This window comes from Paenibacillus sp. Y280 (genome assembly GCF_056786335.1).
The window spans coordinates 50,292-71,857 of the sequence record NZ_JBXCIW010000002.1 but is presented as its reverse complement, the minus strand read 5'-3'; the positions used below and the strand labels follow the sequence as shown (position 1 = coordinate 71,857).

Annotated in this window: 20 protein-coding genes; all 20 read left to right on the top strand. The window is 49.8% G+C overall.

Annotated features, from left to right (window positions below):
- Nucleotides 1–2: 2 nt before the first annotated feature.
- The 20 genes from AC1TPC_RS03045 to AC1TPC_RS02950 all read left to right on the top strand — a co-directional run bounded on the left by AC1TPC_RS03045 (nt 3) and on the right by AC1TPC_RS02950 (nt 21,545).
- Entirely contained in the window at nt 3–248 is a 246-nt protein-coding gene (locus AC1TPC_RS03045; protein WP_482065403.1) for a hypothetical protein, read from the top strand.
- Nucleotides 249–351: 103 nt separating this feature from the next.
- The gene (locus AC1TPC_RS03040) at nt 352–1,755 is read left to right on the top strand and encodes an MDR family MFS transporter (RefSeq protein ID WP_482065402.1); all 1,404 of its coding nucleotides are present in this window, start codon (nt 352–354) and stop codon (nt 1,753–1,755) included.
- Nucleotides 1,756–1,772: 17 nt separating this feature from the next.
- The gene (locus AC1TPC_RS03035; RefSeq protein WP_482065401.1) at nt 1,773–2,705 is read left to right on the top strand and encodes a serine hydrolase domain-containing protein; all 933 of its coding nucleotides are present in this window, start codon (nt 1,773–1,775) and stop codon (nt 2,703–2,705) included.
- A gap of 410 nt (nt 2,706–3,115) precedes the next feature.
- Nucleotides 3,116–4,441, top strand: coding sequence for a 5'-deoxyadenosine deaminase (locus AC1TPC_RS03030; RefSeq protein ID WP_482065400.1), 1,326 nt, complete (start codon nt 3,116–3,118; stop codon nt 4,439–4,441).
- Between the two features lie 69 nt (nt 4,442–4,510).
- Nucleotides 4,511–5,614 (top strand): XdhC family protein, encoded by a 1,104-nt coding sequence (locus AC1TPC_RS03025; RefSeq protein ID WP_482065399.1) that lies wholly within the window; start codon nt 4,511–4,513, stop codon nt 5,612–5,614.
- Nucleotides 5,532–6,152: an NTP transferase domain-containing protein gene (locus AC1TPC_RS03020; RefSeq protein ID WP_482065398.1), complete on the top strand. Its 621-nt coding sequence runs from the start codon at nt 5,532–5,534 to the stop codon at nt 6,150–6,152. Before AC1TPC_RS03025 ends, AC1TPC_RS03020 begins: the two co-directional genes overlap by 83 nt.
- Before the next feature lie 295 nt (nt 6,153–6,447).
- Entirely contained in the window at nt 6,448–7,605 is a 1,158-nt protein-coding gene (locus AC1TPC_RS03015) for a BMP family ABC transporter substrate-binding protein (protein ID WP_482065397.1), read from the top strand.
- A gap of 623 nt (nt 7,606–8,228) precedes the next feature.
- Nucleotides 8,229–9,491, top strand: coding sequence for a group II intron reverse transcriptase/maturase (gene ltrA, locus AC1TPC_RS03010; protein WP_482065396.1), 1,263 nt, complete (start codon nt 8,229–8,231; stop codon nt 9,489–9,491).
- A 254-nt stretch (nt 9,492–9,745) separates the two neighbouring features.
- Nucleotides 9,746–11,290 carry an ABC transporter ATP-binding protein gene (locus AC1TPC_RS03005; protein ID WP_482065395.1) on the top strand — a complete coding sequence of 515 codons (1,545 nt, stop codon included), beginning with the start codon at nt 9,746–9,748 and terminating at the stop codon, nt 11,288–11,290.
- A complete protein-coding gene (locus tag AC1TPC_RS03000) occupies nt 11,287–12,414 on the top strand; it encodes an ABC transporter permease (RefSeq protein ID WP_482065394.1) in 1,128 nt (375 codons plus the stop codon). The genes AC1TPC_RS03005 and AC1TPC_RS03000 overlap by 4 nt, the downstream gene beginning before the upstream one ends.
- A 17-nt stretch (nt 12,415–12,431) precedes the next feature.
- Nucleotides 12,432–13,361, top strand: coding sequence for an ABC transporter permease (locus tag AC1TPC_RS02995; protein ID WP_482065393.1), 930 nt, complete (start codon nt 12,432–12,434; stop codon nt 13,359–13,361).
- Between the two features lie 32 nt (nt 13,362–13,393).
- A complete protein-coding gene (locus AC1TPC_RS02990; protein WP_482065392.1) occupies nt 13,394–14,326 on the top strand; it encodes an FAD binding domain-containing protein in 933 nt (310 codons plus the stop codon).
- A gap of 25 nt (nt 14,327–14,351) precedes the next feature.
- Entirely contained in the window at nt 14,352–16,628 is a 2,277-nt protein-coding gene (gene pucD / locus AC1TPC_RS02985; protein ID WP_482065391.1) for a xanthine dehydrogenase subunit D, read from the top strand.
- A 6-nt stretch (nt 16,629–16,634) separates the two neighbouring features.
- The gene (locus AC1TPC_RS02980) at nt 16,635–17,135 is read left to right on the top strand and encodes a (2Fe-2S)-binding protein (protein ID WP_482065390.1); all 501 of its coding nucleotides are present in this window, start codon (nt 16,635–16,637) and stop codon (nt 17,133–17,135) included.
- Nucleotides 17,132–17,617 (top strand): nucleoside deaminase, encoded by a 486-nt coding sequence (locus AC1TPC_RS02975; protein WP_482065389.1) that lies wholly within the window; start codon nt 17,132–17,134, stop codon nt 17,615–17,617. Before AC1TPC_RS02980 ends, AC1TPC_RS02975 begins: the two co-directional genes overlap by 4 nt.
- On the top strand, nt 17,614–18,114 hold the full coding sequence (gene uraD / locus AC1TPC_RS02970; protein WP_482065388.1) for a 2-oxo-4-hydroxy-4-carboxy-5-ureidoimidazoline decarboxylase: 501 nt from the start codon (nt 17,614–17,616) through the stop codon (nt 18,112–18,114). The genes AC1TPC_RS02975 and uraD overlap by 4 nt, the downstream gene beginning before the upstream one ends.
- 16 nt (nt 18,115–18,130) lie before the next feature.
- On the top strand, nt 18,131–19,117 hold the full coding sequence (pucL, locus tag AC1TPC_RS02965) for a factor-independent urate hydroxylase (protein ID WP_482065387.1): 987 nt from the start codon (nt 18,131–18,133) through the stop codon (nt 19,115–19,117).
- Nucleotides 19,086–19,481 carry a hydroxyisourate hydrolase gene (uraH, locus tag AC1TPC_RS02960; RefSeq protein ID WP_482065386.1) on the top strand — a complete coding sequence of 132 codons (396 nt, stop codon included), beginning with the start codon at nt 19,086–19,088 and terminating at the stop codon, nt 19,479–19,481. The genes pucL and uraH overlap by 32 nt, the downstream gene beginning before the upstream one ends.
- A 79-nt stretch (nt 19,482–19,560) precedes the next feature.
- Nucleotides 19,561–20,622 (top strand): adenosine deaminase, encoded by a 1,062-nt coding sequence (gene add, locus AC1TPC_RS02955; protein ID WP_482065385.1) that lies wholly within the window; start codon nt 19,561–19,563, stop codon nt 20,620–20,622.
- A 383-nt stretch (nt 20,623–21,005) separates the two neighbouring features.
- A complete protein-coding gene (locus AC1TPC_RS02950; RefSeq protein ID WP_482065384.1) occupies nt 21,006–21,545 on the top strand; it encodes a hypothetical protein in 540 nt (179 codons plus the stop codon).
- The last annotated feature ends 21 nt before the right edge of the window (nt 21,546–21,566 follow it).

Genomic DNA, 21,566 nt, shown 5'->3' with positions numbered 1-21,566 from the left:
TTATGCTTGATTTCCACAAAAAGGTTGAAATATTAAGAGGTTATGAATCATTATGTTATACGGTATGCGTCACGTTGATCTTAGATGAACAAGCAGCATGCAAAATGGCTGAGCAGATGCTGTGCCAGCTATTTGGCGATAATGAATTTTGGCTGCTGCAAGAAACAGAAAGGCCATCCTATATTTTGCGGCTGTGCAAACGAGGATGCTTGCAATTTACACGAGTAAAGCTTCAGCAAACGTCATAACTTTGAATATAATCGTTGATATTTCAAGCTTACAGCGATCATAATAGAAAGGATCATCTTCATTTTTTATTTTTCGTACAAAGATTGATGGAAAGGATGAACAATGAACGCTAATCAGACTCGCAAAAAAGTAACGATTGCCCTCTTTGTCGCCACTTTCCTTGCTGCAATCGAGGGAACGATCGTAAGTACGGCTATGCCCAGCATAACGGGAGAGCTTCAGGGCATCCAGCAGTACAGCTGGATTATTTCCATCTATTTGTTAGCGACGGTCATTACGACCCCCATTTACGGCAAGCTATCCGATCTATACGGGCGCAAGAAAATGTTCATTATCGGTGCTTTGATTTTCTTGGCTGGCTCGATGCTTTCCGGCGTGGCGCAAACGATGAATCAGCTCATTTGGTTCCGAGCGCTGCAGGGTCTCGGAGCAGGAGCGCTCACAACGATTCCTTATACGATTATCGGAGATTTGTATCCATTCGAGAAACGCGCTAAAGTGCAAGGCTGGATGTCTAGCATTTGGGGAATCGCGGGCATCTCAGGGCCGTTGTTAGGCGGACTTTTGGTCGATTACATATCCTGGCGCGCCATATTTTACATGAATCTTCCGTTTGGTATCGTAGCCATTTATCTGTTGTCAACTTCGCTGCAAGAGACATTGGAGAAAAAGAAAAAGCATATAGACTATCCCGGCATTATTACGTTTGCTATTGCAATGTTCAGCTTGCTCTATGCGATGACGCTTCTTCGCGATGGCGGTAAGGGCAGCAGCTCTTTTTGGACAATTGGCCTGCTCCTGATGCTCGCCGTCCTATTTTTCATCGTGTTTGCTCGGATTGAAATCCGTTCGCCTGAGCCGATCATTCCTTTCCAGCTCTTTCGGAACCGGATGATCAGCATGGCGAATTTGGATAGTTTTCTGCTATGTGTCATCAATGTGGTTGTTATTTTTTATTTGCCATTATGGATCCAAGGCGTTTACGGCAAACCGGCTACTTATTCGGGGCTTGCCATGATCCCGCTCTCGATAGCATGGCCGCTAGGCTCTATACTGGCTGGCAATTGGATTTCGAGAAAAGGACTGCGTTACATCGGCGTTGCAGGCGCTTGCATCCTGCTGGCCAGCAGCATTGGCTTCGCATTCATGACAGCTTCAACATCCATTGCCTTATTTATCGTTTATACGTTTATGGCAGGGTTATCCTTTGGTTTATCCTTGACCTCCTTGACGGTTGCCGTATCTTCGTCCGTTGGATGGGAGCTTCGCGGCTCGGCTGTTGCCAGCAATAACTTTATTCGAACACTCGGCCAAACGATCGGCATTACGGTTTTTGGCTTGCTGCTGCATACCGGACAAGCCGATTCAATCGAGTCAGCGGTACTCGCAGGAAGCTTGCATACGATTTTTATTTGGGTAGCCGTATTGTCGGTATTTGTTGTCGTTGTCTCATTGGGCTTGCCTAAACTCAAACAGGTTGATCAGCAGCAAAGAAATGCTTCTTAGAAAGGTCGATTGCGCCTATGAACCCGAACGATTTGGAAGCATACCGCAAGCTGCTTTCAGAATGGAAAATGAAAACAGTTATCGTGTTAAAAGGGCAGCAGCTCCTTGGCGAATGGTATGAGAGCGGCAAGGATTCGATCGGACCTCTCTATTCATGCACCAAAAGTATTTTATCTGCGTTAATCGGCATTGCAATCGATAAGGGCTTCTTAACAAACGTGGACGAGCCGATCACGGATTATTTGAAGCATCCTCCCGAAATAAGCGAGGCGCTTAGCCAAATAACGATTAAGCATCTTCTAACGATGACGCCAGGCTTTGATTGGCCTGATTTTGACAAGCCTTACAAAGTATTTAAAGCGGCACAGGACCCGATCCAATTCGTTTTTGAGCAGCCGTTGATTTCCGAGCCTGGAACGGCATTTGCCTACAACTCCGGAGGCTCGCATTTATTGTCGGCCATATTGACGAATGCGGTCGGCATGCCGGCGCTATCTTTCGCTAAGGACTATTTATTTGGTCCGCTTGGCTTCCACAGCGCTCGCTGGATGGAGCGCGGGGGAATCAACGAAGGCGGTACAGGACTTTATTTGTATGGCAAGGATTTAGCAAGGATTGGAAGCCTGTTTGCACAAAATGGCCGATTCGACAACAAGCAGCTGTTATCCTCCGCTTGGGTGGAGGACTCAACGAAGCTGCATCACCGGGGCTTGCTTCACTATGAGCCGCCGATTTATGGCGGCTATGGCTTTCATTGGTGGCATTCGCCCGAAAGCCACAATTGTCTTTGCGACTGTTACTTTGCTTTTGGCCATGGCGGTCAATATTTGCTGATTGCTCCGGCGCATGAGCTCGTTATTGTCATTCGGAAGCAAGTGACCAAGCGCAATGATGCCATCTGGTCGAGGAAGCTGCTGTTCGAGCATCTTATTCCAGCGTGTATCGTTTGAAAAAGGTCAACGTGAGCTTGAATGGCAATTTATGAAGGCATCGACTAAAAATCGATGCCATTTTTTTATTTTCAGCGTAATATATGTGTCAGATGTGGACGGAAAATCAAAATTTTGCATATAAATATTTCACTAAACGTATTGCTTAACGTTAAACTCTGCATTATGATGTTAGATAAACTTACATAACGAAAGCGAAAGGGCTTATTTTCTTTCTGTTTGGCAGGATGGGCTGTCTATGGAAGATAAGTTGCATGAAACGATTGGAGTGGGGAGAAGACGCATAAAGATAGTAATGCAATGAAGCCCAAGCTGTGGTAAACAGGAGAATGGATCGGCTTTAAAGTCAGAATATTTAGCTAATTAAATAATACATTAATTGGGTTTTTATGCATAAGGGGGAGATCACGATGACAACCATACTTATTCAAAACGCTGTAGTGATGACAATGAACGCGCAGGATCACATTTTTACAGGCGATGTATTAATAGAAGGCAATCGGATTGTGCAAATTGGAGAACGGCTCGAAACGAATGCGGCGGATCGGATTATCGACGCTGACGGCAAGGTGCTGCTTCCCGGTTTTGTGCAAACGCATATCCATCTTTGTCAAACGCTCTTCCGGGGAAGAGCCGATGATTTATCGCTTATCGAGTGGCTCAAAGAAAAGATTTGGCCGCTCGAGGCAGCGCATAGCGAGGATTCCGTTTATTACTCTGCCATGCTTGGAATTGGGGAATTAATCCGAAGCGGTACGACAACGATTTTGGATATGGAGACGGTTCATTATACGGAGTCTGCCTTTCAAGCGATAAAGGAAAGCGGCATTCGCGCACTCTCTGGAAAGGTCATGATGGACCATGGTACTGAAGTGCCGATTGCTTTGCAGGAAAATACGCAAAAGTCGCTTCAGGATAGCGTAGATTTATTGGAAAAATGGCATGGTGCGGAAAATGGACGGATTCAATATGCTTTTTGCCCGCGGTTCGTAGTTTCCTGTACGGAGGAGCTGCTTGTAGGCGTGCGAGATCTATCCGCGAAGTATGGCGTCATGGTGCACACGCATGCATCGGAAAATTTAGGCGAGACCGCCATGGTCGAAGTGGAACGCGGGATGAGAAACGTTGTTTATTTGGATCATATTGGTCTTGCGAAGCCGAATCTGATTTTGGCCCATAGTATTTGGCTTGATGGTGAGGAGATGAGGATCATACGTGAGCGAGGCGTTAAAGTGACACATTGCCCGGGCTCCAATATGAAGCTTGCGTCGGGTGTTGCAGAAATTCCGCTCTTGCTCGAGCAAGGCATAGACGTCGGGATTGGCGCAGACGGTGCGCCGTGCAATAACAATTTGGATATGTTCCAAGAAATGCGGTTGACCGCCTATATGCAAAAGGTAAAGCATGGCCCGACGATCATGAATGCAAAGACGGTGCTCCGAATGGCGACGATGGGCGGCGCTAAGGTGCTTGGTTTAGAGCAGGAGATCGGCAGCATCGAGGTCGGCAAGCTTGCGGATTTGCAGCTTCTTGATCTTGAAGACTTTCACGTCTATCCATCCTTCGACGCCGATTGGTATTCGAGAGTCGTCTATGCGGCAACAAGAGGCGATGTGGATACGGTGCTTATCGACGGTCAAATCGTCATGGAGAGCAAGCTGGTCAGAACGGTCGACAAGAAGGTTGTATTAAAGGAAGCGGACCGCTCTCTGCGCAAATTAATTGCAAGACTGTAGACGAGGCCACTTGTTCATAACGCGTAAAATGTAGTCCTTGCGACGGCTTATGTTTTGGGAGGGATAGGGATGGATATGCATGATATATTGACGGCGGCGATGGCAGACCATGAGCAGAGTGTGCTGGCGACGATCGTTTGCGTGAAAGGCCATTCTTACCGAAAAACAGGAGCGGCCATGCTGTTCAAGCAAAGCGGGGAACATATCGGAACCGTGAGTCCAGGCTGCCTAGAGCATGATCTGTTCGAGCGGACTGCTGCCATCGTTCAATCAGGTCAATTTGAAGTAATCGATTATAATTTGAATTCGGATGAGGATATCATTTGGGGAGATGCCATTGGCTGCGGCGGGAAAGTACGCTTGCTGCTTGAGCCGGTCAATGGACGATTGCGATCGCTTCTAATGGAAGCGAAGGAGAAAAACGATGCGGGTAAGTCTGTAAAACTCGTTAGAAGCTGGAATGAGCAGCAAATAAGCTATTCCCTTATTGACGAAGCGGCAGTGGAAATGGAGAAGAGCGATTCAGATGCCGGGGAAGGAAACGCTGATTATTTGTCTATTTGGATTAGACCTAGGCCGAGGTTGGTTTTATTCGGAGCAGGCAAGGACACGGAGGCGATTTATTCGCTCGTCAAAAATATAGGCTTCCAGATCGTGGCTGCGGATTGGCGTTCGTCATTGTGCACGAAGGAGCGGTTTCCTGATGCGGTATGCATCGTTGGTTCGCCTGAACAAATCGTTGAGCAGATCGGGTTCCGCCCGGATGATTATTTGATCGTATGCAGCCATCATTTGCAGCAGGACAAGGAAATGATTCGCTTATCGCTGCCGCTCCAGCTTGTGTACATCGGCATTATAGGCTCGAAGAAACGGATTCGGATGTTATTTGAAACCTTTCTTATGCCATCGAATGTAAGGGCGCCTATCGGTTTATCCATTGGCGCGGATGGGCCTCTTGAAATAGCGGTCAGCGTTGCGGCAGAGCTGATAGCTGTTCGTTCGGGAAATAAAGCGGGTTCAAGAAGGGAGATGGCGGGCAATGGTTATTTCAGCTCTTTATTTAGCGGCAGGACAGAGCAAGCGGATGGGAATGAGAAAACAGTCGCTCAAGCTGGCCGCAAGCAAGCCGCTCGCAAGTATGGCGCTGCATGCTCTTATGGGAAGCTCTCTTAAGCGTGTGATGGTCGTTGTGCATCCGGAGGATCCGTTAGAGTGGGTGCCGGCAGAAGGAGGGGAAATAAGAGGAGCTGCCCCGCCTAAAGTTACGTCTATCCATATCGATGCCTGCATAGATGCTTCGCAAGGCATGGGGCATTCGATTCGCCATGGCCTTCGAACCCTTATGGGCATTGATGCGGAATTAGATGCTGTTGTGGTGGCTCTAGCGGACCAGCCCTTTATTACGACTGGCATGATTAATGAGCTTATACATTATTGGCTTGTACAGCCCGAGCTGGATTATGTAGCTACAGCTGTGCATGACGCAAGTGATGGTGCGGTTGTTCTAATGCCTCCTGCTATATTATCGTCTTCGATGTTCGAAGCTTTGCTGCAGCTTGAGGGGGAAGCTGGAGCGAGGAGGTGGTTTGGCTCTCCACATTTTAGAGGGTATGGATTATTGGCTGTGAATCGGGCAGCTTTATTTGATGTGGATACGCCAGAGGATTTTGAATTGGCGAAAAATCATTATATAGACTCATTAACGGAGTAGCAATTAAATTTATGTCAGCATAAATAACACAAAATCGGATATTTTCATTAATTATTTCTTTAAGACATAACTTAAACCCACTTTTTAACTATTTTGTGTTATATATATTGACGTAATGTTAACATCGATATATATTGATAGTACGTTATTGGTCGAGGCCAAAACGAGCGAGAGGTATAAACAGCTTCCATGGAAAGTTGTTGAAGCCATTCGATTCGAGTGACCGACAGCGTACAATTGCTAGTCTTGTACCTTGTCAGCTGTCCAAAAAAATAGAGAGTCGGGGAGGAACGGTATGAAACAGCACAAAAAAGTAATATCCACAGGTTTTGCACTTCTTTTAACATTTGTATTAATCATTAGCGGCTGCTCCAGCAGCAAGACGAACAATTCGAGTGAGGGCACGGCAAGCCCGGCCGCGGAAACCTCAGCAGGAGATACCGCAACGGATGAACCGGCTAAGCTGCCTCGCGTCGCATTCGTCTATATTGGGCCTCCGGGAGATGGCGGATGGACTTTCGAGCATGACAAGGGCAGATTGTATATGGAAGAGAAGCTAGGCATCAAAGCGGATACGGTCGAAAATGTGCCGGAGAGCGCGGATGCGGAACGGATCATTACGGAGCTCGCGCAAAACCACGACATCATCTTCACGACAAGCTTCGGTTACATGGATTACACCCTCAACGTAGCCAAGAAATTTCCAGATGTGAAATTCCTCCATACCGCAGGCTACAAAACAAATGACAACATGGGCACATTTTTCGGCAAAAACTTCGATGCCAGCTATTTAAGCGGTATAGCAGCAGGGAAGATGACGAAGAAAAACATCATCGGCTATGTTGGCGCATTCCCAATTCCTGAAGTTATTTATAACATAAACGCCTTCACGCTTGGCGTGCAGAGCGTCAATCCGGATGCAAAGGTCAGCGTAGTCTGGACGAATACCTGGTATGACCCGACAACGGAGCGTCAGGCAGCAGTAAGTCTGCTTGATAAAGGAGCGGATGTGCTGCTCGCTTATCAGGATTCACCGGCAACGCTGCAAGCAGCGGCTGAACGAGGCGCAATGGCTGGCGGCAACGATTCCGATATGACCCGGTTCGCGCCAGAAGCATACTTAACGAACCCGATTTGGAACTGGGGGCCTTATTATACGAAGACGGTTCAATCCGTTATCGATGGCACTTGGAAGAGCGAGCAGTATTCCGGTTCATTGACAGACGGCATGGTTGATATTGCACCGCTTGGACCAAGCGTGCCTGAGGATGTGAAAACGCTCGTGAACGATACGAAAACGAAGCTCATTAGCGGCGAGATCAACGTATTTACCGGTCCGATTACGGATGCGTCCGGCGCAGTCAAGGTTGACGAAGGCAAAACACTTGCGCTTGATGACATTTTGATCATGGATTGGTTCGTTAAAGGGGTAGAAGGCACGATTCCGAAATAATCGGCTTTCGCCATATGGGTAAGTCAACAAATCCCTGAATGAAGGGATTTGTTGATTTAGTGCGCCCAGCATGGGCGCTATCTCTAGGGTTCAAGTCCCGAATGGTGAAGGCAGTAGTAGCCATAGCTTAAGGCAAGGGTGTCCATCGCGAGGTGGAATCTGAAGGAAGCCGGCGGCAAATCTCCGGTCTGAGGAACACGAACTTCATATCAGGCTAGCGTACGTTGGATGAGGTTGCTAAACAAACCAAAGTCCTTACTGCCGAAGGCGTGCGAGAGTAAATGAAGCAGATAGATGGAGAGGAAGATAGCGCTCTTACCTGGGGAGATCTGTACGGAACGCGAGAAACCTCGTAAACCTGCTTGTGAAAGCAGGCTGAACGTATAGAAGTCAGCAGAAGCCATAGTACGTGGGCTGTTGCAACAGCTTGCGGAAGGGCCGAACATGGAATAGGAACGTAAGCGACTTGGCGTTCGAGGATGGACATGGAAAGCAGACAATCCCTTTCTTTAAGGGACTTATCTGAGGAAAGTAGCGGTGAATACGCTGAGGGTACTCAGAAGGGCAGAGTTCATCAACGGCACAAAGAGAAGAGACGTTCACGCAAGGGAGTGTATCGAAGGATGATCGAGGAAGTGCTGTCACGAGGCAATATGCTGTCGGCGCTAGCAAGGGTCGAAGCGAATAAGGGAAGCCATGGCGTAGATGGCATGTCGGTAAAAGATTTACGCAGACACATCGTACAAAACTGGCAAACGATTCGCAAAAGCATAAGAAACGGAACCTATGAGCCTAGTCCAGTCCGTCGGGTCGAAATCCCGAAGCCGAACGGTGGAACTCGGTTCTTAGGCATACCAACCGTGACAGACCGCCTCATCCAGCAGGCGATCACGCAAGTATTAACCCCGGTATTTGACCCCGCATTTTCTGAACAAAGCTATGGATTTCGCCCTCAAAGGCGAGCACATGATGCGGTGAGGAAAGCGCGCAGCTACATGCAAGAGGGACATCGAATTGTGGTAGACATCGACATGGAGAAATTCTTCGATCATATCCATCATGACCGCTTAATGGCAAAGCTAGCGGAACGAGTAACAGACAAAACAGTGTTGAAACTCATACGCACTTATTTGCAGGCGGGAGTCATGGAAAGAGGACTCGTCCAAGCATCAACGGAAGGAGCGCCGCAAGGAGGTCCGCTGAGTCCATTGTTATCTAATATCGTCCTTGACGAATTGGATAAGGAACTAGAACAGAGGAACCTCCGCTTCGTAAGATATGCCGATGACTGTAACATCTACGTGAAAACGTGGAAGGCAGGACAACGGGTGATGAAATCCATTACCACATTTATTGAGGGAAAACTGAAGTTGAAGGTAAACCGAGAGAAAAGCGCGGTAGATCGCCCATGGAAACGCAAGTTTCTAGGATTTACGTTCAGTTGGGATAAAAAGAATCCGAGAGTAAAGATAGCAAAACCATCGCTAGAGCGAGTGAAAGCAAGGATCAAAGCGATAACCTCTCGTAGTAAGCCGATCCCGATCGAGAAGCGGATAAAGGAGCTAAATCAATATCTTACGGGCTGGTGCGGATATTACGCGCTGTCGGACACGAAAAGCCTATTCCAAGAACTGGACGAATGGACAAGGAGAAGGCTCCGGATGTGTGTCTGGAAACAATGGAAGCAACCAAAGACAAAGGTTAGGAAATTGGTGTCGCTTGGAGTCCCGAAACAGAAGGCATATGAATGGGGAAATTCGAGGAAGAAATACTGGCGTATCGCATGCAGTCCAATTCTCCATCGATCACTAGATAACCAATATTGGTTATCTCTTGGTCTGAAAAGCTTAACGGACAGATACAAACAACTGCGGAATATGACATGAACCGCCGTATACCGAACGGTACGTACGGTGGTGTGAGAGGACGGGGGTTTATCGCCCCCTCCTACTCGATTAAACAGCTATTTCGGTATGAAGCTGCTTACGAAGTAGGTTTGCTAAGCAAACCTTGGCTTATGCTTTCGAAGTAGGTTTGCTTCACAAACCTAAGTTCATGCTTACGAAGTAGGTTTGCTTCGCAAACCTTGGCTTATGCTTTCGAAGTAGGTTTGCTTCGCAAACCTTTGAGGAGGGTCAAAATGAATGAAAAGTATTCGGTAGAAATGCGCCAAATCGTGAAGCATTTTGGCTCGGTCGTGGCGAATGACTTTGTTGATTTCCAAGCAAAGCGGGGAGAAATTCATGCGCTGCTCGGGGAGAACGGAGCAGGCAAAAGCACGATGATGTGCATGCTCTCTGGCGTATATCGGCCGACCAGCGGCGACATCTTCATTCATGGCGAGCCGGCAAAGATTCGATCGCCGAAGGATGCCATGAAGCTTGGCGTTGGCATGGTGTTTCAAAACTTCCGCCTCGTTCAATCGTTGACCGCAGCCGAAAACATTGTGCTGGGGGAGAAATCATCGTTTTGGCGGGGAGCCAGATGGATGAACAATAAGCAGCAGGAAATCGAAGCGATCGCGGAACATTTTGGTTTATCGTTCCCGGTCAATCGTCCGATCTGGCAGCTCTCGGTTGGGGAGCAGCAGCGTGTGGAGATCGTCAAGACGCTCTATCGCGGCGCGGAGCTCATTATTTTGGATGAGCCGACGTCGGTGCTGACCCCTGGCGAAGCCGAGCAGCTGTTCGCAACGCTGCAGCGCATGAAATCAGAAGGGAAGACCGTTATTATGACTACCCACAAGCTGAAGGAGGTCATGGCTGCTTCGGATCATATCTCGGTCATGCGCAAGGGCAAGCTGATTCATTCGATGGCGAAAACAGACACCAATGAACGCGAGCTTGCGAGGCTGATGGTTGGCAAAGAGCTCGCTGAAAGCCGGCCAATCCTTCCGCGACCGAAAGGGAAGCGGCTACTATCCGTCCAGCATGTTGATGTCTATGCCGATCATGGCAGGAAATCGCTTGATCATTTCTCGCTAGAAGTTAGCGAAGGCGAAATAGTAGGAGTCGCGGGTGTTGCAGGAAATGGGCAGAAGGAGCTAGCCGAGGTGCTGACAGGTCTCAGGCCGTGGAAGCGCGGAACGATTCATTTTGACGGCAAAGAGCTGAAGAATGGTTCCGTAAGGGCGGCAATCGAATCGGGAATTGCCCATGTGCCCGAGAATCGCATGAAGAGCGGTCTTGCCGGGAATCTGGGTATCGTTGACAATTTATTGTTCAAATCGTATCGGACGAAGGAACGCTCTCTATACGGCTTTTTGCGGATAAGGGCAAATCGCCAATGGTCGCATGATTTAGTTAAACAATTTGATGTTCGAACGCCTGGCCTCGATACGCCAGTCCAGCAATTGTCGGGCGGGAATCAGCAAAAGCTGCTTTTTGCTAGAGAAGTGAATCAGGATCCTCTGCTTATGGTAGCCGTGCATCCGACTCAAGGGCTCGATGTTGGAGCGACGGAAGGCGTGCACCGACTTATGGCAGAGATGCGTGACGCTGGAAAAAGCGTTTTGCTCATTTCAGAAGATTTAGATGAGGTTATACAGCTATCTGATCGCATTCTCGTTATTTATAACGGTCAAATCGTAGGCGAGATGGCAAGGGAGGAAGCGGATCGGGAGAGGATCGGCATGTATATGGCAGGTCTTCAAGCTCCGGAGGCGCCGGAGGAGGAAGCGGGATGAGCGACAAAAAGCCTGTATTAACGAAAGGATCGCTTGCTATCGAAGCAGCTCAAGAATCTAGCAAATGGAAGTGGCGATCCTATCGCATTGAAATTTATAGCACAAAGAAGGGCAGCTCGTGGTGGATTCCTTTCGTGTCGGTGCTGCTGGCGCTAGTCGTTTGCGGCATATTTATTGCAGCGAATGGCATGAACCCTTTTCCTGTATATAAGAAAATGTTCACAGGCGCGTTCGGCACTTCATACGGCTTGACCGAAACGCTTGTCAAGACGATTCCGCTGCTGCTATGCGGACTTGGCGTTGCGATTGCTTATCGCATATCCGTATGGAACATCGGTGCTGAGGGGCAATTTGCCGCTGGCGCGATGGCCGCGACAGCAGTAACGATTTATTTTCCGAATATGCCCGGCATTCTCATTATTCCTGCGATGATCGTGTTCAGCATCGTTGCAGGCGGCGTGTGGGGTCTGTTGACGGCAATTCCGCGCACCTACTTTCAAGTCAATGAGCTGGTCACCTCTCTGATGCTCAATTACGTTGCTTTGCTTGCGATGGATTCTTTTGTGTTTGGTCCTTGGAAGGATCCGAAGGGGATGAATTTTCCAGGGACGCCGATGTTTACGGAGGCGCAATCGCTTCCGGTGCTTGGCGACACAAGGCTGCATCTTGGGCTGTTGTTCGGCATCATCGCGATTGTTCTATATGGCTTCTTCATTAAATACACGCGTTGGGGCTATGAGCTGAGACTGATCGGCGCCAATCCCGAAGCCGCCAAAAATGCGGGCATTCGCATTAGCAGACATATTTTGCTGGTCATGCTCATAAGCGGCGGGCTGGCCGGTCTTGCAGGAATGGCTGAGGTATCCGGCGTGACGCATCGCTTAATGTACGGCATTTCGCCAGGGTATGGCTACACCGCCATAATCGTGGCATGGCTCGCCAAGCTGCATCCCATCGGGCTAGTCGTAGCCTCGTTTCTGTTCGGCGGCCTTATTGTCGGAGGGTACAGCGTACAAACGATTGGCTTGCCATCCTCGATCTCCGAAATGCTTCAGGGCGCGATCTTATTTTTCCTTATTGCAGGCGGCACATTCAGTAAATTCCGTCTTCGTAGAATTCGTTGAAAAGGGGCGTTTAAACGATGGAAATCGTGTATCAAATGCTGCTTGCCGCCATATCCTCTGGTACACCGCTATTGTTCGCAACGCTAGGCGGCATATTGATCGAACGCTCAGGCATCATCCAGCTTGGCGCGGAGGGTCTTATGCTGATGGGTGCCGTTACGGCATGTCTGACTTTTCTGCAAACCGGAAGCTTGACGGTTACGCTGCTGGCCGTTTGCGGCATTAGCATTCTGCTAGGCGGCATTCACGCTTTTCTCAGTGTGTCGCTGCGGGCGAATCAGATCGTTTGCGGACTTGCGATGACTTTATTCGGGGCGGGACTAAGCGCTTATTTAGGCAAGCCGATTAGCGGGCTCCCCGTTCCAAGAGCGGTACCGAAGCTTGATATGCCTTGGCTTGAGGGCGTTCCGTTCTTTGGCCGCATTTTCGCCCACCTTGATCTATTGACATGGTTCAGCTTCTTGCTTGTTATCGGTCTTCATCTCTTCATCCACCGCACCTCGCTCGGGCTCCATCTGCGGGCAATGGGCGATAATCCGGCTACAGCGGATGTAATGGGGATACGCGTTCAAGCGTTTCGCTACGGCTACATCATTGTCGGTTCCATTCTCATTGGGCTCGCCGGAGCGGATTTGCTGCTCGTCTACTCGCCGACTTGGACGGAGGGCATGACGACGGGACGAGGCTGGATCGCGGTTGCTTTAGTTATTTTTGCCAGATGGAATCCGATTCGCGCCCTCTTTTGCGCTTATTTCTTCGGGGCGCTCGACATGCTGGGCTTCCGCATTCAATTGATTGGCAGTGAAATACCGTCCTATTTCTTAAAAATGATTCCGTACGTCGTTACGATTCTAGTGCTCATGTTCCTCGGCTGGCGCAATCGCAACAAGCCATCCGGCTCGCCGGAATCGCTTGGCGTACCGTATATTAGGGAACAACGATTTTAACAACTTTTTAACAGTAAAAGGAGGGGAGCACGATGGGCATAAACGTTCCGGAGACCATGGCGTCTCCTCTTGTATGGCATCCGCAAACGGCTGCGGATGCGTGGCAGCTCAAACAAGCCTATGCAGCAGGCAGCGTTTATATATCCGGCGGCACGCTGCTTCGCACGCACTGGGAATCTGGGATAGCGGCCTTGCCGAAGCATTTAATCAATTTGAGCACGGTTCGCGGTTTGAAGGAGATTAGAGTCGGCGAGACGGGGCTCTTAATTGGCGGTCAAATGAGCTTGCAAGCCTGCCGTACCCATGCTTTTCTGCAGCGGCATTTTCCGATGGTGACCGAGGCGATTCGTACGATAGCGGCGCCTTCCGTTCGGCATTTAGCGACGATTGGAGGCAATGTTGCTTCAAATATTGGCGATTCGATTGCTGCGCTGCTTGCGTATGATGCCGAAGTGATTTGGTATGACGGCACTGCTGAGCAGTTGCTGCCATTAACGGAATGGCTGAATATCGCAAGCGCTCCGAGCCGGGCCAATGAACGTCTGCTGTTAAGCGTGCTGCTTCCTTTCAAAGAGACGGAGGAACGGGAAGCGAGCGATGATGGTGACGGGAAAGATTCGATTTCGAAAATGAAGCGTTTCGGCGCTTATCATAAAATCGGACGCCGAGAAGCGTTCACCCCATCAGTCGTTACCGCAGCGATCAAGGGATCGCTTGCGGATGATGGTGTTCTACAGGGGATACGGATTGCGCTTGGCGGCGGTCAGACCGTACCGCAGCGGCTCGAGCAATTAGAGAAGGAAATCGTCGGAGCACCATTGGATGGTCAACTGCTGCAGCATGTCTATGACCGAATTATTCAACTCTATGAGCCGCGAGAGGATCTGTTCGCATCGGCTGCTTATCGGAGAACTACGGCGGCAAATGTTATCGTGACAGAGCTTTGGAAGGCTGCGAGACATTAATGGCAAAAAAGGGAGGATGAAGCTTTTGCTCTTAAACCGCGCAAGCAGCGCTGGGCGATGGCGAATTCGTCCTGACGGGTTAGGCAAGGTAACAGGCAGCTTGGCATATTTAACGGATATAACAAGGGAAGAAATGCTCTACGGTCTTGTGCTGCGAAGCGAGCATCCACATGCGCGAATCGTATCCATTCATACGGAATCGGCAAAGCAACTGCCTGGCGTTCATGCGGTGCTTACTTATCTGGATGTCCCTGGATTAAATGCTTTCGGAATCGCGCACCCGGATCAGCCCGTACTTTGCGAGGACCGTGTGCGATATGTGGGCGATGCGCTGGCGACAGTAGCGGCAGAAAGCATTGCGATTGCCCAGCATGCAATTGAGTTAATCCAAATCGAATACGAGATTTTACCAGTCGTCGATGATCCCGAGCGGGCGCTGCTGGCAGATTCGCCGCAGCTGCACCCTAAGGGGAATGCGATGCATCATACCACGTTTAGCAGAGGCGATGCGGAGGATGGCTTCAAGCAGTGCACTCATATTATTGAAGAAACGTATTATACGCCTCGTCAAATGCACACGTACATGGAAACGGAAGGCGGCTTGTTCGTACCTGAGGATGACGGTCGATTGACGGTCTACTCGGCGACGCAGCATGGGTTCATGGATCGGATGCAGCTATCCCGCATCTTAGCGAAGCCTCAGCAAGAAATTCGGATCGTCTCAAGCCCGATCGGAGGCTCGTTTGGCGGGAAGGATGAGCTGAACGTGCAGCCATACGGCGCACTGCTCGCTATGAGCACGGGGAAGCCCATTAAGATGCATAACGCTAGACAGGAATCGATTCGCGCAGGCTTAAAGCGGCATCCGATGAAATTTACGATGAAGACAGGTACGGATGCTTCCGGCAAATTGCTGGCGCATCAAGTCAGCATTATTTCGGACACAGGTCCATATTCCACCCTTGGCGCAGAAGTGCTCAACTTCGCCACCGAGCATGTCATTGGCCCATACCGCTATGAACATCTGGATGTCAAAGGCGTCTCCGTATTCACGAATAACGGCATGTCCGGTGAATTCCGAGGCTTTGGAGGCAATCAAGCGATCTTCGCGCTGGAGGGTCAAATGGATCGGCTTGCCGAACGGCTCGGCATGGAGCCTTGGGCATTTCGCAAACTGAATATGCGTCAGGTCGAGGATCTTGGTCCATTCGACCAGCCTATCGCCATGACTGAGGGTGCCGAACAGGTGTGGGACGCCATTGCAAAATGTCCGCTGTGGCAGGAGAGAAGCAGCCCGGATGCAACCGGCTTGCCTGAAGAAGAGCCTTGGATAAAGACTGGAATCGGCGCTGTTTTTACGATGCATGGCGCTGGTCTTGGCGTCGGTATTCCCGATCCGGCTGGCGGACGATTGGCGCTCGCGGCCGACGGGAGGATTGAAGCGGTGTTCGGGTATGAGGAATTTGGCCAAGGCTTGCTGGCAACACTTGAGCAAATGCTCATTGAGCAGTATGGTTTTGCCGCAGAAGATATTCGAATGATTATCGGGGATACCGATGTCGTGCCCGAGAGCGGATCAACGACGGCATCTCGTGCAACCGCCATGATGTGGAAATCGCTGCAGCGGCTGAAGGAGCCTTTTACGGAACAAATGCTGAAACGCGCAGGTTCTATCCTGAATCTTTCGGAGGAGAAGCTCCGATTAGGCGCGGGGGGCATATGGGAGGAAGCTGATGATAAGCTGCTGCTCTCCTACGAGGATTTAGCAAAAGCGGAAGGCAGCCACATAAGCTGTGAAACGTCATTTGCATTTCCTACTTCACCAACGGATCGGGTTGGCGCTCATTTTATGTACACGTACTCGGCCGTTGCCGTTAAGGTTGAGCTCAATTCATTAACCGGGCGAGTCAAGGTGCTTCAGCAATATCATGCGGTGGCGGCTGGACCTGTCATCAATCCGCAGGGCTTCCTCGGTCAGATCGAAGGAGGCAGCAGCATGGCGCTGGGCTTTGCCCTTATGGAGGACGCCATTATGGATAAAGGCCATTATATAACTCGAAATTTGGATACGTATCTCGTACCGACCATTGTCGATCAAAGCGGCTTGGTCGAGGTTGAGGCCATTGAACACTTGCCGGAAAATGATGACTATGGCCCGCGCGGCATCGGCGAGGTCGGCTCTGTAACGCTGGCTCCTGCTATTGCGGCAGCCATTCGGCAGGCCAGCGGCAAATGGGTAACGAAATTGCCGGTTGAGCCTAGCTTTTTGCAGGAAGCGCCATTTTTTCTGACAAAGGGGTGAGAGGGAATGATTGATAAGGCTGCGCAGTCTGGAACGAAATTTGAACTGCAATGCTTCATTAATGGAGGAGAGAAAACGATTGAGGCAGCGCCTTCAACCCGCTTGCTGACGATACTCAGGGATGATCTGGTGCTCACCGGAACGAAGCGCTCTTGTGATATCGGACGGTGCGGCGCATGTATGGTGCTGATCGATGGCAAGGCGGTCAATTCATGCTTGACGATGGCTTATCAATGCGCAGGATCTGAAATTACGACGATAGAGGGCGTTGCTCCCAGCGGTATCGATCCGATTCAGCAAGCCTTTCTGGAGGAGGGCGGCTTTCAATGCGGCTATTGCACACCTGGGATGATTATATCCGTCAAAGCGCTGCTCGATGAACAACCAGATCCTTCCGATGATGAAATAGCTGAGGCATTGTCCGGCAATATATGCAGGTGCACGGGGTATGGTGGCATTTGGCGAGCGGTTAAACGAGCGATTGAAGGGAGACGTCAAGCGACATGACAAACACGGATAAGCATTTATTCTATTTATTGCGCAGCATCGAAGTGTCGCGGAAGGCGAGGGAGTCTGGGAATACACCGTTCGGCGCTATTCTCGTGAACCCAGAAGGCGAAATCGTGCTCGAGCAAGGGAACATTGAGATTACGGAATCCAACTGCACCGGGCATGCGGAAAGAACGCTAATGGAGGCAGCCTCCAAACGATACAGCAGAGATGAGCTATGGCATTTTAAGCTCTATACGACGGCTGAGCCTTGCGCGATGTGTGCTGGTGCTATTTATTGGGGCAACGTTGGCACGGTCGTCTATGGCATTTCGGAGAAGCGTCTAGCGCAGTTAACGGGTGACGATGAACAAAATCCGACGTTGGATTTGCCTTGCCGCATCGTATTTGCGCAGGGCCGCAAGCCCATTCAAGTAATCGGTCCTTTCCCAGAGGTTGAGGATGCGGCGATCGCGGTTCATGAGGGGTATTGGAAATGAAGATAACGATTGAACAAATAAATGAAAGCAGCCTTGAGCAATTCGTAGAGCTCTTGGGCGAGATTTTTGAGCATTCCACTTGGATCGCCGCTTCGGCTTATGGAGCTCGTCCATTCGCTTCGGTTGAAGCTCTGCATGCAGCCATGATCAATGTGGTGCGGGAGTCCAGAGTAGAGACGATTGTTGACTTATTCCGTGCTCATCCCGATCTCGGAACGCGGCTTGCGGTTGCCGACTATTCCGCGCAGGAGCAGCAAGGAGCTGGACTGGACCAATTAACGACCGAGGAATATGACCGCTTCTACGGCTTGAATCAGACTTATCTGAAAACCTTTGGCTTTCCTTTTATTTTGGCGGTGAGAGGGAAGAAGAAGGAGGATATATGGGAAGCGATGGAAGCTCGAATAGGGAACTCGGCAAGCGATGAAGCAGAGCAGGCGCTGCTTGAAATTGAAAAGATATCCGGTTTTCGTTTAAAAGATCTCATCATAGAGTAGAGAAGGGACGATTGTCATGTTAAAATTACGCAGTGGTCGAACGCTTTATTATGGAAAAGGGGATGTGCTCAGCTATCGAACATACGCAGCCCCGCTCTCGGTTAAATCAATTCCTGAATCGCGCTTCACGGGAGATAGCAACGTAATTTTCGCGCATAACATAACCTTCTCGGTAAGCAGCGAGGTGCTGCTAACCTCCTTCACGGAAGGCGACAATACGCAGGTCGTAGCTACCGACTCTATGAAAAATTTCATTTTGCGCCAAACGGCAAATTATGAGGGAAGCACGACGGAAGGGCTGTTAGCCTTCATCAGCCAAAAGTTTCTTGAGCGTTATCCGCACATTGACGCCATTGAGATTCGCGCTGATCGGCTGCCGTTCAGCTCGGTAACCGTTGCGGAAGGAAGCGATTGGAGCGATAGCCAGCTCGTCTTTCGAAGATCGCATAATGAGCATGCCAGCGCTGCCCTGAAATGGATTCGTGCGACGGACGGCGCAGCGCTTGCAGAGCAGGAAAGCGCATTGTCGCATATTCAGCTTATTAAAGTTAGCGGCAGCTCCTTCTATGGCTTCGTTCACGATGAATATACGACGTTGCCTGAAAGCTATGATCGGCCTTTATTTATTTTCCTTGATATTTTTTGGACATATGAGCATGCAGAGGATGCTTTCGATAGCGAGCGCGGCGGGTATGTTCCTTCCGAGCAAATTCATGATATTGCCCATACGCAGTTTCATTCGGAGAAATCGCCGTCGATCCAATATTTGATTTACCGAATCGGGAAAAGCATTTTAACGAGGTATCCGCAGCTTGCAGAGGTTCGCTTCGAATCCAATAATCGCACATGGGAGACTGTTGTGGAGCCGGATCATGCTGCAGCAGCCGGCGTCTATACGGAGCCGCGTCCTCCTTATGGCTTCCAAGGCTTTACGCTCACGAGGGCTGATCTCGATGAAGGGACGGAGCATCATGAGCGGACGGATCACGACGCATGTTCTTGATCTTGCGGGCGGGAAGCCGGTTATCGGGATAGCGATCGAGCTCTGGTATTTGGGGGAGGCAGCTGGATTGGCTGCTGGAAATTCGGAAGGACTGCAAGCACCTAAGCTGATCGGTGCGTATAAGACGAATGAGGACGGGCGAGTCGATCACCCCTTGCTTGACGGTGACGATATGGAGCCGGGCATCTATGAGCTTATATTCGCAGCTGGCGATTTTTTTCGGCGAACGGCCCATTTGTCAGCCATTGAGGGGAGCATCTTCGAATGGATACCGATTCGGTTCCAAGTTCGCGATGCGAAGGAACACTATCATGTCCCGCTCCTAGTGGCGCCTGGCGGGTATAGCACTTATCGCGGAAGCTAGCAATCGTGCCGTGCTGCGTGAGAGGTATACAAGCTTTTTGGGATGTGAATGATTAGGTACTATGAAGGGGGAGCCTGCGATGACGTTAACAAATGAACAATCGGCAGCAGGTAAGGCGTTATTATCGCAGCTGCCAAAGATCGATTTGCATGTGCATTTAGACGGAAGCGTAAAGCCTGAAACGTTGAAGGAGCTAGCACAGGAGCAAGGCTTGCCGCTGGAAGCAGGCTCGGATGCCGATCTGCTGAATCAAATGCGAGTGGGAGAGCAATGCGAGAGCTTAAAGGAATATTTAAGTAAATTCAGCTTCGTGCTTCCTTATTTGCAGACGGGTGAAGCTTTAGAGCGTGTTGCGTTCGAGTTGGTTGAACAAGCCGCGAAGGAGAAGGTGAGATATATTGAGGTTAGATTCGCGCCTCAGCTGCATCGACTGCAAGGGCTATCCAACCATGAGGTCATTCATCATGTTGTAGAGGGCTTGAAGCGCGGCGAGCAAGCCTTCGGTACGGTAGCGAGAGCCATCATAATTTGTTTGAGAAGCCATTCCTATGAATGGAATAAGGAAGTTATCGAAGAAGCGGCACGTTTTTATAAAAAAGGGGTCGTCGCCGTCGATCTGGCCGGTGATGAAGCATCGTTCCCGGCTAAGCTGTTCCGACAGCTGTTCGAAGGGGCTCAGCAGCTAGGCTTGCCGGTCACCATTCATGCGGGCGAGGCCGCAGGCGCGGAAAATGTTCGCGAGGCGATAACCTCTCTCGGCGCCGTCCGAATCGGCCATGGCGTACGAATGCTGGAGGACCCCGAGGTTGTGGCGCTTGTGAAGGAACGGCAAATTCCGCTAGAAATGTGTCCGCTCAGCAACATTCAGACGAAGGCAGTTTCAGGATGGGATGCTTATCCGCTGCGCCGTTATTTGGAGCAAGGCATTCTCGTTACGGTCAATACGGACAATATGACGGTCACAGGTACGACGATTCAGAAAGAATATGAGCTGCTGATGGACCATTGCGGCATTACGCTGAATGAGATCGTGACAATCGTGATGAACGGCGTACATGCAGCCTTTTTGGACGGAGCAGAGAAGCAATCGTTGATTGCGAGGTTTAAGAGCGAGTTCGCTGCTGTCGGCATTCAAATCTAATAAACGTTTTGTTTGAAGCAAGTGGAGGCTTTGCGCCTAGATATAGGCGCAAGGCCTTTTCTTGCAATCACGCCGCTGGCGGTAAGCGAACCTTAAGTTTCGCTAATTGGGGTTGGATGATGTTTCCAAATGATACTAGCGTTGTTATACTGGAAGGAGCGATAGGCGATTCTACGCTAAAATGGAGGTTATCAATACGATGACTAAAGTACGCGAGAGGGCTTTGTGACGGAGATGCGCTGGCTGGTCCCTATTATGGCACAGGCGCATTTCCAGAAGGATGGATGAATCAGCTGGCAAGATTGGATGAGATTCACCATCTGTGCAACAGATTCGAAGCAGCATTAACCACATAATATTTGCAGACCAAGGGCGGCGATAAGTTGGATCCACAAGAACAAAGAGCAAAAGAGCTGTTTAACGCTTATTTCGGGAGTTACTTCCAGATGCACCGTGATGGGAAGTATGAAGAATATAAAACGTATGAGGTGACAAAGGAAACCGAATCCGAATGGCTTGAGGAATCGATTGCAAAATATACTGCTGAGCTGTCCATAAGGAACTGGGATGCCGTTACTCTGCTATTATCAATCGCCAAAAACTTCCCCGACAGCCGTATACTGGACAATGTGATTGCTTTTACTTCTAGACATCTCATGTCGTCGGATAGCATCGTCAAGCTGATGTATGCCGAGCATATTGTAGCGATACTTAAGCTGGTTAAAGATAAATGCTCGACCGAGCAGCTGCACAATGCTTATAAAGTGACTGCGCTCCTATTAGAGGACATTATTTCTAAGCCGCTAATCATCGATCCTGGTCATGAGCTGTATGACTTCCAAATCAAAGATAAAAAATCTTTGAATAATCGAGCGGCGAAGAGCATTGAATTGATCAAGGAGATGCTGCATGATACGAAATAGGGAGTGATTGTTAGTATCGCG

Bases quoted from the DNA above. Each gene is read 5' to 3' on its own strand.
- AC1TPC_RS02980 (WP_482065390.1), top strand. From the start codon at position 16,635: ATGATTGATAAGGCTGCGCAGTCTGGAACGAAATTTGAACTGCAATGC.
- AC1TPC_RS03030 (WP_482065400.1), top strand. From the start codon at position 3,116: ATGACAACCATACTTATTCAAAACGCTGTAGTGATGACAATGAACGCG.
- AC1TPC_RS03040 (WP_482065402.1), top strand. From the start codon at position 352: ATGAACGCTAATCAGACTCGCAAAAAAGTAACGATTGCCCTCTTTGTC.
- AC1TPC_RS03035 (WP_482065401.1), top strand. From the start codon at position 1,773: ATGAACCCGAACGATTTGGAAGCATACCGCAAGCTGCTTTCAGAATGG.
- ltrA (WP_482065396.1), top strand. From the start codon at position 8,229: ATGATCGAGGAAGTGCTGTCACGAGGCAATATGCTGTCGGCGCTAGCA.
- uraH (WP_482065386.1), top strand. From the start codon at position 19,086: ATGAGCGGACGGATCACGACGCATGTTCTTGATCTTGCGGGCGGGAAG.
- AC1TPC_RS03045 (WP_482065403.1), top strand. From the start codon at position 3: ATGCTTGATTTCCACAAAAAGGTTGAAATATTAAGAGGTTATGAATCA.
- AC1TPC_RS02995 (WP_482065393.1), top strand. From the start codon at position 12,432: ATGGAAATCGTGTATCAAATGCTGCTTGCCGCCATATCCTCTGGTACA.
- pucL (WP_482065387.1), top strand. From the start codon at position 18,131: ATGTTAAAATTACGCAGTGGTCGAACGCTTTATTATGGAAAAGGGGAT.
- AC1TPC_RS03005 (WP_482065395.1), top strand. From the start codon at position 9,746: ATGAATGAAAAGTATTCGGTAGAAATGCGCCAAATCGTGAAGCATTTT.
- add (WP_482065385.1), top strand. From the start codon at position 19,561: ATGACGTTAACAAATGAACAATCGGCAGCAGGTAAGGCGTTATTATCG.
- AC1TPC_RS03025 (WP_482065399.1), top strand. From the start codon at position 4,511: ATGGATATGCATGATATATTGACGGCGGCGATGGCAGACCATGAGCAG.
- AC1TPC_RS02990 (WP_482065392.1), top strand. From the start codon at position 13,394: ATGGGCATAAACGTTCCGGAGACCATGGCGTCTCCTCTTGTATGGCAT.
- AC1TPC_RS02975 (WP_482065389.1), top strand. From the start codon at position 17,132: ATGACAAACACGGATAAGCATTTATTCTATTTATTGCGCAGCATCGAA.
- AC1TPC_RS03000 (WP_482065394.1), top strand. From the start codon at position 11,287: ATGAGCGACAAAAAGCCTGTATTAACGAAAGGATCGCTTGCTATCGAA.
- uraD (WP_482065388.1), top strand. From the start codon at position 17,614: ATGAAGATAACGATTGAACAAATAAATGAAAGCAGCCTTGAGCAATTC.
- AC1TPC_RS03020 (WP_482065398.1), top strand. From the start codon at position 5,532: ATGAGAAAACAGTCGCTCAAGCTGGCCGCAAGCAAGCCGCTCGCAAGT.
- AC1TPC_RS03015 (WP_482065397.1), top strand. From the start codon at position 6,448: ATGAAACAGCACAAAAAAGTAATATCCACAGGTTTTGCACTTCTTTTA.